The 14,746-nt window shown below is 46.2% G+C and carries 9 protein-coding genes; 4 read left to right on the top strand and 5 right to left on the bottom strand.

The features are described 5' to 3' along the window. Positions 1-136 precede the first annotated feature (136 nt). From AC3CIA_RS12525 to AC3CIA_RS12510, 4 genes are all read left to right on the top strand, one after another. Positions 137-1,057, top strand: coding sequence for a carbohydrate ABC transporter permease (locus AC3CIA_RS12525; protein ID WP_017095500.1), 921 nt, complete (start codon positions 137-139; stop codon positions 1,055-1,057). Continuing rightward, positions 1,057-1,908, top strand: a complete 852-nt coding sequence (locus AC3CIA_RS12520; protein ID WP_004734435.1) for a carbohydrate ABC transporter permease — start codon at positions 1,057-1,059, stop codon at positions 1,906-1,908. Before AC3CIA_RS12525 ends, AC3CIA_RS12520 begins: the two co-directional genes overlap by 1 nt. 176 nt (positions 1,909-2,084) lie before the next feature. Beyond that, entirely contained in the window at positions 2,085-3,311 is a 1,227-nt protein-coding gene (locus tag AC3CIA_RS12515) for an ABC transporter substrate-binding protein (protein ID WP_004734434.1), read from the top strand. Positions 3,312-3,472: 161 nt separating this feature from the next. Continuing rightward, on the top strand, positions 3,473-6,589 hold the full coding sequence (locus AC3CIA_RS12510) for a beta-galactosidase (protein WP_488518188.1): 3,117 nt from the start codon (positions 3,473-3,475) through the stop codon (positions 6,587-6,589). Between the two features lie 185 nt (positions 6,590-6,774). On the opposite strand, the gene ygjK is transcribed toward AC3CIA_RS12510, so the two are convergent. The 5 genes from ygjK to AC3CIA_RS12485 form a co-directional block, all read right to left on the bottom strand. Continuing rightward, positions 6,775-9,168 (bottom strand): alpha-glucosidase, encoded by a 2,394-nt coding sequence (gene ygjK / locus AC3CIA_RS12505; RefSeq protein WP_488518187.1) that lies wholly within the window; start codon positions 9,166-9,168, stop codon positions 6,775-6,777. 15 nt (positions 9,169-9,183) lie between these two features. Continuing rightward, the gene (ygjJ, locus tag AC3CIA_RS12500) at positions 9,184-10,248 is read right to left on the bottom strand and encodes a protein YgjJ (RefSeq protein WP_488518186.1); all 1,065 of its coding nucleotides are present in this window, start codon (positions 10,246-10,248) and stop codon (positions 9,184-9,186) included. A 448-nt stretch (positions 10,249-10,696) separates the two neighbouring features. Continuing rightward, complete coding sequence (locus tag AC3CIA_RS12495) at positions 10,697-12,130, bottom strand: amino acid permease (RefSeq protein WP_017080740.1); 1,434 nt, start codon at positions 12,128-12,130, stop codon at positions 10,697-10,699. Positions 12,131-12,706: 576 nt separating this feature from the next. Further along, positions 12,707-14,131, bottom strand: coding sequence for an amino acid permease (locus tag AC3CIA_RS12490; RefSeq protein ID WP_004734429.1), 1,425 nt, complete (start codon positions 14,129-14,131; stop codon positions 12,707-12,709). A gap of 161 nt (positions 14,132-14,292) precedes the next feature. After that, complete coding sequence (locus tag AC3CIA_RS12485; protein WP_017089759.1) at positions 14,293-14,745, bottom strand: beta-galactosidase subunit beta; 453 nt, start codon at positions 14,743-14,745, stop codon at positions 14,293-14,295. Position 14,746: the final 1 nt, after the last annotated feature.

The following is a 14,746-nucleotide window of genomic DNA, read 5'->3' as shown; positions in this document are numbered from 1 at the left end:
TGTGCGCAATGTTATCAATAAGCCTAATATTTGAACGTAATTACTATAAATGCTGCGTTGCTCGATTAAATTTAGAAACCTAGGTGGAAATTAATCAAATAGTAAATGAAGCTTTTAATACAAGGAATTTCGGGAAATGGAGCAATCTGTGAAAACGATATACCCAGAAAATCGCATCCCATCGGCGAAAAAGAAAAGGCGCATTAGTTCTAAGGTGTCGCCTTGGCTGTTTTTGGCGCCAGCCATCGCTATCTTCTCTCTTTATGTTATCTACCCCATCTTGGACAGTATCTGGCTGAGCTTCTTTGAGTGGGATGGGTTAGGCGAAAAAGAGTGGGTGGGGCTTGAGAACTATCGTGAGCTTTTTGACTCAGATGCTTTTTATACTTCGTTAACGAATAACTTCCTTTGGTTGATTTTCTTTATGCTTGCGCCACCGTGTGGCTTGGCGATTGCCCTTTTCTTAAACCAACAAGTGAAAGGCATTCGTGTCGTTAAATCCTTATTTTTCTTCCCCTTTGTTATCTCTCAAGTGGTGGTTGGTCTAGTGTTCTCCTGGTTCTATGACCCCTCATTTGGCCTTTTCAATATGGTATTGGGTGCCTTCGGTTTTGAGCCCGTTTCAATACTTGCTGATGAAGACTACGTCACCTATGGAATCATCGCTGCTGGTCTGTGGCCACAAATTTCTTACTGCATGATCTTGTATCTCACGGGGTTGAACAACCTCGACCCAGAGCAGTTGGAAGCGGCGCGACTGGATGGTGCAAAGAAGTGGCGCATGCTCTGGTATGTGGTGCTTCCTCAACTAAGACCGGCGACGTTTATTGCTGTGGTCGTGACCGTGATTGGTGCCCTCCGTTCTTTCGATTTAGTGGCAACCATGACGGCGGGTGGACCTTGGGGCAGCTCGACGGTACTGGCGTATCAAATGTATGAAGAGTCTATCTTTAATTATCGAATGGGTTACGGTGCGGCGGTTTCGGTGGTGCTGTTTCTGATTATGGATATCTATATCGCTTACTTCTTGTGGCGCATGTTAAGGAGTGAAAAATAATGTTTCCGCAACCAATTCAAAAAGCCGGTCGCTTTACTAATATCAGCTACCGAGTCGCGTTACCTATCTCGATCGTGATGTGGTTGTTACCGCTTATCGCCGTGATGATGACGTCGATTCGTTCGATGGATGACATCAACAAAGGTAATTACTGGGGCTGGCCGAGCGAGATTCAATTCATAGAGAACTACACCCAAGTTTTTACCTCGACCTCTATGGGGCAGTACCTAATCAATAGCTTGATCATCACACTGCCAGCGGTCGCAGGGGCTGTCGCTCTTTCGACTTTGGCTGGGTATGCCTTGGCGAAATACAACTTCAAAGCCAATGTGTGGATCTTTGCGATGTTTATCGCGGGCAACTTTGTTCCGTTCCAAATTTTGATGATTCCAGTGCGTGATTTAACCATTGGACTTGGCCTTTACGATACCCATTGGGCATTGATTTTCTTCCATATCGCTTTTCAAGCCGGATTTTGTACCTTGTTTATGCGTAACTTTATCGTCGGGATCCCAGATGCCTTGATCGAAGCGGCGCGTGTTGAAGGGGTGAGTGAATGGAAAATATTCTGGCATGTGGTGCTGCCTTTGGTTCGCCCTGCATTAGCTGCGCTAGCCGTGTTGGTGTTTACCTTTATTTGGAACGATTTCTTCTGGGCACTAGTACTGGTTCAGAGTGATGACGTTCGCCCTGTGACTGCGGGGTTGAGCTCACTTCAAGGCCAATGGCTGGCGTCTTGGCAGTTTATGTCGGCGGGTGCTGTAGTCGCGGCTATCCCACCGGTTGTGCTGTTTTTTACCATGCAAAAGCACTTTATCGCAGGTCTGACATTAGGTGCGACCAAAGGGTAAATAACGAGATAAGAATCGATACACGAATCTAGCAATAGCGACGGCTTTAGTCGTTATTGCTACCGACATCCCGAATGGATGAATCATTGAAGAGTAACTAAAACACGAACCACCCTACGAGACAAAACAATAAGAATTGGACTTAGAGAGCTTAGCTCCATAACAAGGACCTCAATATGAAATACGTGAAACATATCGCTGCCTCTGCAGTGCTCGCTGCCTCCATGTCTGCAACATCGTTTGCAGGCACCTTAGTCATCAACTCAGATGCTTCTGATCCAGCGCCAAAAGAGGCGTGGGGTGAGATCATTAACCGCTTTGAAAAAGAAAACCCAGATATTACGGTCAAGTACAACTTGTACGATCACGAGTCGTACAAAACAACGATTCGTAATTGGTTGGTCACTTCGCCGCCGGACGTGGTTTTTTGGTATGCGGGTAACCGAATGAAAGCCTTTGTTGACCGCGGCCTGTTTGAAGATGTTAGTGATATTTGGACTGACAACAACATGAAGCAAGACTTTGCGTCAGCCGCACCTGCAATGACGGTAAATGGCAAGCAATTTGGTGTGCCATACACGTATTACCAATGGGGTATCTACTACCGCAAAGACATTTTTGAACAGTATGGAATTGCTGAACCTAAAACATGGGATGATCTGAAATCGGCATCGGCAACGCTGAAAGAAAATGGTGTGGCACCGTTTGCGATTGGCACTAAGTACTTGTGGACCGCTGCAGGTTGGTTTGATTACATCAACATGCGTACTAACGGCTTGGATTTTCATATTCAGTTGATGGAAGGCAAGGTGCCTTATTCTGACGAACGTGTGAAGAAAACCTTCGCTAACTGGGCTGAGCTTGTTGAGCCTGGTTACTATCTAGAAAATCACGCCTCTTATTCTTGGCAAGAAGCTCAACCTTTCTTGTACAACGGTAAAGCGGCGATGTACCTGATGGGGAACTTCATTACGCCAAACTTCCCTGCTGAGTTAGATGGCAAGATGGATTTCTTCCAATTCCCTGTCATCGACCCAAGTATTCCGATGTCAGAAGACGCGCCAATGGATACGTTACACATTCCTTCTAAAGCAAAAAATAAGGAAGATGCGCGTAAGTTCTTAGAGTTTGTTGCTCGCGCTGAAAACCAACAGCTGATCAATGAGATGCTGTTGCAAATTCCGACCAACAATAAAGCCAAAGCCAAGTCAGATCCGTTCTTAGATAAAGGTGTAGCAATGCTCGCTTCTACCGATGGTACGGCTCAGTTCTATGACCGTGATACCGATCCTGCGATGGCCAAAGAGGGCATGAAAGGTTTCCAAGAGTTTATGGTTCACCCTGACCGAATCGAAAAAATCTTGAAGAAACTCGATAAGGTGAGCAAGCGTACCTTTAAGTAATATCTCAATAGCCGCAGCGGTTCAGGCTGCGGCTTTCTTTTGTCTCTCTAGGGATTATTGCCAGTGCTGATTCGTTAGTGTTCGTCATGTTTGAATGTTATGGAGCACTGAGTATCACTTGCAATGATTCACTTTGAACGGTTTATCGTAAGGAACACTCAATGAGAACTTTCTCTCAAATCATCTCTGCCCGTGAATGGGAAAACCAACACATCACTCATCATAACGTTGTTGAGGCTCATGCTCCTTTGAATGGTTACACCTCGTTGGCTGAGGCTGTGGGGAAGAACTCGTCACGCACCTTGTCTCTTAATGGGGTTTGGAAGTTTCAGCTGTTCGGTTCGCCTGAGTTGGTCTGCGAAGAGTTTGTCTCTGAACATTTTGATGATTCCTCGTGGAAGTCGATCGCAGTGCCAAGCAACTGGCAGATGCAAGGCTTTGATAAACCGATCTATACCAATGTGAAGTATCCTTTCGCTGATAACTCTCCCTTCGTCCCTAGCGATAATCCGACAGGGCTCTACCGAACGCATTTTAACTGCATGGAACCGGAGCTATTAGATACCCATAGGCTGACCTTTGATGGCGTGAATTCTGCATTTCATTTATGGTGCAACGGCAAGTGGGTTGGTTATTCGCAAGACAGTCGATTACCGGCTGAATTTGACCTGTCTGAATACTTACAAGCAGGCGAGAACACGCTAGCAGTCATGGTGCTGCGTTGGTCTGATGGTTCCTATCTTGAAGACCAAGATATGTGGTGGCTCAGCGGCATATTCCGTGATGTGACTTTATTGAGAAAGCCCAAGGTCGCCATTGAGGATGTTGGTATTGAGACTCAGCTAGATGCTTGCTATCGCGATGCGGTTTTAAATATTTCTACGAAAATAACCAAGCACAGCAATGATGTAGAAGGCTGCGATAAGCTGAGAACTGAACTTTATGATGCTCAAGGACAGTTGGTTTGTGAACCTCAAATCGTGGGCTTTGGTGAGCGAGTTGTGGATGAGAAAGGGCCTTGGTCTGAAGTCGCGGAACACCGCATTTCAGTGGTGAATCCGAACAAGTGGAGTGCCGAATCACCTTATCTGTATCGTTGTGTGGTGTCATTGCTCAATGAACATGATGAGCTTGTCGATTGTGAGGCTTACGATGTCGGATTTCGATGTGTTGAAATTACCGATAGTTTGCTCAAAGTTAACGGTAAGCCGTTGCTGATTCGTGGTGTGAATCGCCATGAACATCACCCTGAATTGGGTCACACCATGACTCGTGAAGGAATGATTCAAGACATCAAACTGCTCAAACAAAATAACTTCAATGCCGTTAGAACCGCTCATTATCCGAATCACCCATTGTGGTATGAATTGTGTGATGAGTATGGCCTGTATTTGGTTGATGAAGCGAATGTGGAAACCCATGGTCAGTTTCCGATGTGTCGACTGTCTAATGATTCGTCGTGGTTGAATGCGTACATGAGACGAATGACAAGGTTAGTGGAGCGCGATAAAAACCACGCCAGCGTGATCATTTGGTCGTTGGGTAATGAGTCGGGGATTGGTCGTAATCACCATGCGATGTATCAATGGGTGAAACAAACGGATCCAACACGTCCCGTTCAGTATGAAGGTGGCGGGGCAGATACAGCAGCGACCGATATCTTGTGCCCAATGTATGCGCGGGTTGATTGGGATTTACCTGTGGTTGAGAGTCAACCTGAAGTGACACCTCGCGTGGGTATTCGCAAAGCGATCGCTCTACCAAACGAGCAACGTCCTCTGATTCTCTGTGAGTACGCCCATGCAATGGGGAACAGTCTAGGTAGCTTTGATAAATACTGGCAGGCGTTTAGAGACAACCCAAGATTACAGGGCGGATTTATCTGGGATTGGGTCGATCAAGGGATCACCAAAACCGATTCGAGCGGCAAACAATATTGGGGCTATGGTGGTGATTTCGGCGACGAGATTAATGATCGCCAGTTCTGCATTAATGGTTTGGTATTCCCAGACAGAACGGTACATCCAACGCTGCATGAAGTGAAAAAGGCGCAACAGTTTTATCAGTTCAAGCTGGTGTCTGCATCACCACTGGTGATTGAAGTACACAGCGAACACCTATTTGTGACCAGCAGGGTTGAAACGTTGAATTGGACGGTTACCCAGAATGGTGTGGTCACGTGCGACGGTTGGATCGAATTGATGGTTGGTGCGGACGAGAGTGTCCAGATAGAGCTTAACGGTGTGACTATTCCTCATACGGCCAATGCGCTTAATTACCTTAATCTCGAAGTGGTATTAAATGCCAATACTGCGTGGGCGAATAAAGGCCATGTGACGGCGATTGAACAGCTTGCCTTACCCACTCAGCCGCAATTGATGTTGGATGCCAACCTATCTCAATTTCCACCGAAAGTGACTGAAACCGACGCGCTGCTGACGGTGAGTGGTGATGCTTATCAAGTAGAGTTTGACAGATTATCTGGGACACTAGAGAGCTGGAAAATCAAAGGCGTGGAACGGCTTGCTAGTGGTCTTCGAGATAACTTTTATCGCGCACCATTAGACAACGATATCGGTGTCAGTGAAGCAAACCGCGTCGACCCCAATTCATGGATAGCACGCTGGCAGGCGATGAGGTTAGATAGGCTCACTCCAGAGTGCATCGAATTTTCATCCATCACTCAGAAAAACGGGGTGACGGTGACAGCAATAATTGCCCACACAGTAGAAGGCCAGGTTCGTTTGTTGTCGACTTGGCGGTACCAATTATTTACCGATGGTGAGGTTAAGTTAGATGTGGATGTACAAGCGGCGAAAGGTTTGCCATCTCTGCCTCGAGTCGGTTTTGAGTTTGCTTTGAACCATGTGCCTGATGGGGTGGAATGGTTTGGTCGTGGGCCACACGAAAACTACCCAGATCGAAAAATGTCAGCCCATATGGGGCGATATCAGCAGAACATTGAACAAATGCATACCCCGTATATTTTCCCTTCTGATTGCGGCTTGCGTTGTGATGTTCGTGAGGCAAAAGTGGGCGTATTCGAATTGCAAGGAGACTTCCATTTCTCAGTCAGTCGATTTGGACAACAGCAATTGCAGCAGGCGAAGCATACTTGTGACTTAACCGAACAAGAACAGCTGTTTGTTTATGTCGATGGCTTCCATATGGGCGTCGGCGGCGACGACTCATGGACGCCAAGTGTCCATGATGAATACAAATTATTGAAAGAGCATTACCATTACCAGGTGCGCTTCTATTGTGGTGAGAACGGTTAAAGTACAGCGAATAGAGTATAGTAGGCCAAGTAGTCTAAATGTTTGTTTGTTCGATTATTTGGCTTCAGATATAAAAAAGGCACTCAACGTAATGCTGAGTGCCAAAGTCTGAAATTTATTGATCCGTTGTATCTTGTTAATCCGTTGTATCAATGAATCTCAGAGGACAGGTAAAAAGGTTCGATTTACTCTGCGTCAGTAAAGAAATCGTTGTAAAGCATGTACAGGTGAGCTGCACTCCAAGAGAAGTTTGGCGCGCCTTGTTGTTCACCGGTTAGTGGGTTGTAGTTTTCACGGATCGGACCGTCTTGTACCAAACCATCAGCGTGATCGAAGAATGAGCCTGCCATTTCAATCGCATCATCACGGTAGCCGTAGCTATCCATACCTTTTAGGCCGAAGTAGAATTGGTCGACCCATACACGTCCACGCCAGTAAATATCTGGGCCAAATGCAGGGCTAGAAAGCGCCGCTGTGCCTAGTGGAACGTATGTGTTGAACTCTTCCGTATCTTTCATCACCGTGACAACTGCATCAGCGTTAGCTTGAGTGGCAGCAGCATTGAACAATGGTGACCAACCTTCAGGGCCTTTGCCACGTTCTACAATCGGCTTACCCGCACAGCCATTCGCGAGTGGTTTGTCTTCAATACGAATATCGTAGAAGAAGTTAGTGCCTTCGTCGAACATACAGGTATTGATGTAGTTCGATAGGTGTTCTGCCTTTTCACGGAACTCTTTCGCTTCAGCGTCTTTACCAAGAATGTCAGCCATTTCTGCTAGGTACTTGTTATCGCTGTACATGTAGCTTGCTTGGTCGACAGACTCTTGCAGTAATGAGTAGCCCAATAGCGTGCCATCTTCAGCGCGGTTTTGAGCGAACTCAACATCCCAATCGCTGCGCTTGCCGCCATTCGCCACATACGCGTCTAGCTGATCTTTATCGATGAAACCAAATGCGGCTGCATCGTCACGACCTGACTCCCAAGACGCGGCCGTTTGAGCTGGGCTTTCGATGTAATCGTAGTTACCTTCAGCCACGACTTTATCGAGTGCTGCTTGGCCTACGACTGTCTCGTGTTTGTCACCACGAACCACAGTGAAGTACATTTCGCCTTCCGGTGTGTTGTGTGCTTTGTCGCGTGCTGCGCCGTACTCTGGAACACCGTTACCGTTGTTGTCACGGTTGCGTAGCCACCAATCATGGTATGCCACTAGCTTTGGATACATCTCTTCAAGCCAAGCTTCATCGCTGGTGGTCTTGTAGACTTCCATTACTGCCCATGCCGCTAGGCTTGGTTTGGTATTACGTTCATTCCAGTTGCCACCATCGCCGCCACGTTCTGGGCTTAGGTTGTAAGCAAGCAAATCTGGCACGTAACCTTCATCCCAAGGACGAACTGCATCGTCAGCCTGAATTTGGTAAGCGAACATCGCGCGGATGTTGTCTTTCGCTACATCTGGGTTGAAGTGAGCCATTGCGTAAGCTTGCTTCCATGTGTCCCACGGCCAAGTTTGGTTGCCCGAGAACCAACGCGCCGTCACGGATGGTGTGACTGAGTCAAACTCCATTGCACCTGCAGCGCCACGCCAGTTACCGTTCAGGGTTTCCATTGCTTTTACCGCAACACGTTCTTGTTCTGGCGTTGCGTTCGGGTTGGTTAAGCCCATCTCTAGGTAGCCTTCCCAACGCTCTGCTGATGCCGCTAAGAAATCGGTAGGGTTTGCCATGATCTTTTTGATTTCAGGCTGTTCCGCTTGTGCTTCTTCTGCCGTGAGAACATGCGAGTAAGTGGTGTAAATGGTGGCTGATGCTTCAATGTTTGCCGTTGAAGTAAATGTTAAACCATCTACTGTGGTTTGTGTTGGAATCGATTTGTGAACTTGGTACTCAGACTCACCTGAAGTCAGCAGATCCCAAGTTGAACGCACTTTACCAAAGGTGACCTTCAGGCCATCGTCGGTTGCGACGATTTGACGCTCATACTCAGGGTAAGTTTCAGCGATTGTTTTGTCGGTTTGTGCCACGCCTTCTTTCGCGTGGGTCTTTTCTAGCAGTTCACCATCCCACACCAATTCAACTGGGGAGTCGGTAGTGATTTTGGTTTCTAGCAGAGAGGTACGGTTTGAAGCAAAACGCATTGTCATCTCTACCGTTACATCGTCCGATTTTAGCGTCTGAACCAATGCGCCCGGTAAGCTGTATGCTTCCATGGTGAATACGACTTTTTTGCCATCTTTGAACACGCTTAGGCGGTCAAAGTTATCTGCCAGGAAGTTGATGTATTCTTCAGTAAGCAGCGCCGTTCCTGGGAAGCCGCCCATGCCTTCAGCAGTGTCTGGCAGCAAGTGACCATGCCATGCACCTAGGTCGAAAAATGGGTTGAAGCGCTGGTGGTCATCGAAGTCGTAGTCACGCATGTATTCTGGCGAACCAGTACGGTCAATAACGTTCTTAAATTCGTTAGCTTGCAGTTGCTCTGTGTCAGAGCCCGAGCCAGAGATTGAGTTTGATGTACAGCCAGTAACAACAAGTGCTGCGCCGATAGCGAGAGCTGCGAATGATTTATTCAGTTTCATGATCAATTCCTGTTATTACCAGTAGAAGTATTGCATTGCGAACACTTGCGCGTCGCCGATTTCAGTGTCGCTGCCTACGCCAAAGCGGCTATCGAAAGCAGTAGCAAATGCGCCGTTTCCGTATTCGTACCAAACGCCGGCATTGATGTAAGAGGTGATCTCTTTGTCGCCATTGTCACCGTCAAAGTTTGCGTAGTTGTAGGCTGCTGATAGGTAAACGCCTTGTGCGGCTTCATACCATGCACTGGTTTGAATACCTGATTCGCTACCGAAAGACTCTTGGTTGCCTTTGTCGGTATCGTGCCAAACACGAGTGGCGAAGTTTTTGTACTCAGCACCCAATAGCAATAGTTCACCGCCATCGTTGTTACGAACTTCACCGCCACCCATTAGGGTTAAGTCGTCGGTCAGATCGTATTGAAGGTAACCATTGACCATGGCGTTCTTATCTTTCCATTGGTCTGCGAAGCTGTCGTATTTACCGAAGTGAACAAGAGCATCGTCTTCCGAGAAGTCAGACTCTGGCGCGAAAGAAACGCTGTAGCGAAGCTTGCCTTCTAGGTTTTGAATCTTCACACCAAGGTGCACGTCTCGCGTGTTTGAGATCGCGTAGCCGTATTCAACCGTAGGGTCACCCCACCATTGAACGTCATCTAATGAAGAGTCCATACGACCAATCATGAATTCTGTTTTGTTATCGGTGCGGTAGCCAGCGTAAAAGCGGTTGAAACCACCTTCAAAGCCGCCCCAGCCGTGGCCCGTTGCCCAAGCATTGCCTTCGTCGTCGGCTTGTACTGTCCAGCCTTCCATATAAGCAAGACCAAACCAATTACCGTGCTCGATAGCCAAGCCAGCTTCAATGTAAGTACCGTCTGCGTAGCGGCCTTTATCATCACCTTTGAGTGCCACGTGACCACCAAGGCCAAGCTCACCATAAAAGTTTAATAGGGTTTCAGTTTCTGTCTGAGGAGGCTGAGTATCACTGTGGTTTGCTGCGGACTCTTCCGCGTGGGCAGTGGTACTTAAGGCAGCAAGAATACAGCTTGTAATAAGAGTGTTTTTAGTAAAACTACTTTTCATTTTAATCACTTCTGTGTCGGGGTTATAAATGAAGGTTCGCAAGCAGTTCTGACTTCTAATATGGGGTGCTCTTCAAGGCGTATTGGTCAGGTTACTTACGATCGCAAAACCAATATTAATGATAATTTTGATGTTTAAAATTAATTAAGTTTAAAAGTGTGATCTATTTTTAGTAAATATTTACTTTGTTTTTATTTTGACTTTCAGTTGAATTTGCAGAGGTATGGCTAGGGTTGTAAGTATTCGGGAGGTGAATTGTTTGATGGGTGGTTAGATTGTTGGTTCGAATGCTTTGATTCTTGAATGGCTTTGATTTAATCGAGATGGTTAGTGGATATGTACCGACAAATAAAAAGGCACTCACCAAATGCGAGTGCCTGAAGTTTAAATACGAGTGCCTGAAGTTTAAGTCAGAGTGCCTGAAGTTTAAGTCAGAGTGCAGGGAAAACTAAGCGTTCGCCGGTTCAGGTTTTGCCTCTAGTTTTTTCTCTTCTGGAGATAAGCTTTTTTCATATTTGCCGTACTTCCACCACGCGTAGCCAAGGAAGATAACAATCCCGCCCACGTTGTAGAAGATGATGGTCATGATGTCAGCACCTGTTGGGAAGGTTGACGCAAAGAAGCCAACAGTGAAAATGCCGATCAGAATCGAGACCACGGTAATGCCTGTCATACGTGAGCCCATTCTGAAATCACGAGGTAAGTGATCCAACTTCAAACGTAAATTAAGGTACGCGATCATGATGAATAGCGGTGGCAACATCGATGCTGCAGCTGTCATGTTGATAATGGTGCTCATCAGATCTTGAACCGTATCGGACGCCAGTGTCGGAATAAACATCAGTGGAATCACAATCAAGAACTGAATCCAAGCCGCACGTTCTGGAACGCCTTGTTTGTTTAGAGCGACCGTTTTCTCACCGAAGATACCTTTAGGGATTTCAGAGAAGAAAATCTTAACCGGAGTCGCTGTCCACATCAGTAGAGAGCCCAGCATCGCCGTGAATGAAACCACGCCCACAAAGCGATTCATTAGGATTTCAGACAACCCAAAGTGTCGTGCTAGCCCTTCGAATACCTGCACTGAGCCGCCAGTAAATTTAAGCTCTTCTCGCGACACAAATACGTTTGCTAGTACTGAACCCACCGAGTAAAGCGCACCAATGAAGATACCCGCGATGATGATTACTTTAACGAAAGACTTGTGACCGCCTTTGATGTCGTTAACGTAAACCGCTACCGATTCTGCACCGCCAGCCGCCATGAAGATCCAAGTGATTACGCCAAGGAATGCCCAGTTAAAGCTTGGTGTCATCGCTTCAATGGTGATTGGGTCTGCTGGCTCGATACCACCGATCAAAGCACCGCCAGACAACAAGATGTAAGACATTGTTAGCAACAACATAAGCGACGATGTTAGTGAGGTGATGGGGCCTAGTAGTTTCGCGCCATTGTTTGAAATGTGCGTAGCAATCGCAAACAAAATGGTACTGAGGATCGCCGTGGTGATTGGCGTGAATATGTACTCAAACCCTAAGAACGCATACGACGCATAAGCGATAATTCTAGGCAGCAGAGAGGTGAAGAAGAACAGATTAACAAACCAGTAGGTATAAGCCGAAATAAACGCCCAGCGGCCGCCTAGAGAGCTTTTAACCCAAGAATAAACGCCCGCTTCAGAGTTTTTATTCAGTGACACAAACTCTGCGACGATCAAACAAAAAGGCACAAAGTAAAAGATGGTGGCTAGAAAGAACATCGGTGCCGAGGAAAGGCCTATCTCGATGTTGTTGTTAATGATGTTGTTGAAGCTGTATACCGCCGCGAAGGTCATAGACAGTAGGGCAAACTTGCCTATCGTACTGCGTTTATTTTCGGACATGATGTTCTCCGGTGAATCACGTTGATGATCGTTATAACTTGGTCCTAGAGAGGGAGGCTCTAGGCCGCACTTTTATTGTTATGTTGGTTTGGCAAACACCCGCTTTGTTTTGTCAGGGTTGGCTCATTGTTGTTTTTATAGATTTACGAACGGACTTCTTAGCGCTTTTCTTTCTTGATTTTCAGTAAAGTTATTACCAAAACAAAGAGTTAAAGGTTAAGAGGTTCATCAAAGAGATTGTTTGTTTCATGAACGACGATTTGTAAGGCTTGTAGGGGCTTTTTGTCGTTTTTAAATATGAACTCGTTCGTCTCTTCAGCAAGAAGATTAAAGATTAAGCGGCGGGAAGTTAATCAAAATTGATCAAATATGTGACCTTGGGTAAGTAAATTTAGTTAATATTTTACCTTTGTTTTTGTTCGGGTTTCATTACGATTTAATTAACGTTTTTCGTGAAGTGAACCCTTGACGGAATGGCGTTTTTATTTTTGGGTGTTGGTTTTTAATTATCTGATTTAAAACAAAAAAAAGCGCCATGGTAGGCGCTTTTGAAATTGGTTCTAATGCTGCTAAGTATTACGATTGCTTAGCCGCTTCTAGCTTTGCATCTTTACCTGCTTGCTTCTTTTCAAAGCGAGAGATCCACCACCAAGCGATAGCTGAGAATACAGCCGTCATAAATACATTGACGAAGAACGCTTGCATTAGGTCTACGCCTGTTGGGAATGCTGATGCCGTCATGCTGACAACAAAGATACCGATAAGTACTGACACAACAGACATACCTTGAACTCGAGTACCCATGCGGAAGTCACGTGGTGTATCGTCATGTTTCAAGCGGAATACAAAGTACGCCACCATGATGAAGATAGGCGGTAACATTGCGGTACCTGCTGTTAGGTTGATTGCTGTGTTCATCATGTCTTGTACAGACTCAGAACCGAATCCGTTAACCACTAGCATTAGGAATACGAACGCAAACTGCCACCATGCTGCGCGTACTGGCACACCGTGTTCGTTAAGCTCAGTCGTCTTCTCACCGTAAACACCTTTAGGGATTTCAGAGAAGTGAATTTTTACTGGAGCTGCTGTCCACATCATCATTGAACCGAACATCGCAACGAATAGGATAATACCGACGAAGCGACCCGTTAGAGATTGTGAAATATCGAAGTAGTTCGCCATACCAGTAAAGATTTCAACCATACCGCCAGCATATGTTAGTTCATCACGCGCAACGAACACGTTCACTAACAGAGAACCGACTGCGTACATGATACCGATAGCGATACCCGCGCTGATGATCACCTTGATGAAAGACTTATGACCGCCCTTAACATCGTTTAGGTAAGCGGCTGCGGTTTCTGCACCGCCGGCTGCTTGGAAGATCCAACACATGATGCCTAACGTTGCCCAGTTGATGGTTGGCGTCATTGCTTCAAGCGTGATTGGCTCTACCGGTTCATGGTTACCACCGAGTGCCATCATCGCGCCGATAACGTAAACCGCGAACAGTGCAAATACGCCGTATGCCACGATCTCTGCAATCTTACCTAACCAGCTCGCGCCTTTAGTAGAGATGTGCGTTGCCGCCGCAAATAGACCAATTGAGATTGCTGATGTCACAATAGGAGAGAAGGCGTACTCGTAGCCAAGCATCGCGTAAGACGCGTATGCGATAACGTTGGGCAGCAATGATACAAACCAGAATAGGTTAACGAACCAATAGAGGAATGAACCTAAGTAGGCGGCTTTTGAACCTAAAGGTTGTTTAAGCCAGTCATACATGCCTGACTCAGAATTTTTATTTGCTGATACGAATTCTGCAATAATGAATACGAATGGAATGAAGTAAATAAGAGTCGCAAGCAAAAAGATAGGGGCTGAACTCAATCCTAATTCGATGTTGTTATTTACAATGTTGCGAACGTTAAATACCGCTGCAAATGTCATGGAGAGCAAGGCAAATTTACCTAACTTACCGCGTACAGATTCAGACATAGTGTCCTCCAAGGGTCACGTAATTATAGTCGTTATTTCTTTAGGCTTCCTTGTAGGGAGGAAGCGTAAAGGCGTTGTGCAGTGTGACTGAGCCTTGAACGGCAAGGCTCGGTACACACTGTGAATAGATCTTGTTGTTGCTTTCGTTTGTTTAGCTCTAGTTACTTATTAAGGAAGTAACCGTCTTCAATAGTCACTTTCAGCACCACTTTGCGTACTCGGTTATCACCGTGGAATCGGTAGGCTTTACTGTTATCAAATATCGCTACTTGACCTTCAATGAGTTCACGAGTTTCACCGTTACCCATTAGGTGTTCACGGTCAGTCTCATCGCTGTAAGCTTGGATTTGCTCTAGCTCTGACTTGGCTGCGAACTCGACGGTTTCACGACCTTCTAGGTAGTAATGCACGTCGAAGTAACGACGGTTGCCAGTAAAGTTTTCTGTGTTACGAGCCACGCCGTCTTCAATCATGTAAGCAAGTGAGTCACCAATGGAATACATCACGCCATCTTTGATGTTGCCGATGTTTTCAATCGCTTCTACACAGCGTTGCCATTTACGACCGTCGCGGTAAACGACTTTAAATTGCTCTAGGTTGTCTAAAACGATCATC

This window comes from Vibrio sp. QJM3NY_27 (assembly GCF_057785955.1).
Note: the sequence above shows the minus strand (reverse complement) of the source record. Positions and strands in the feature narration are given on the sequence as shown.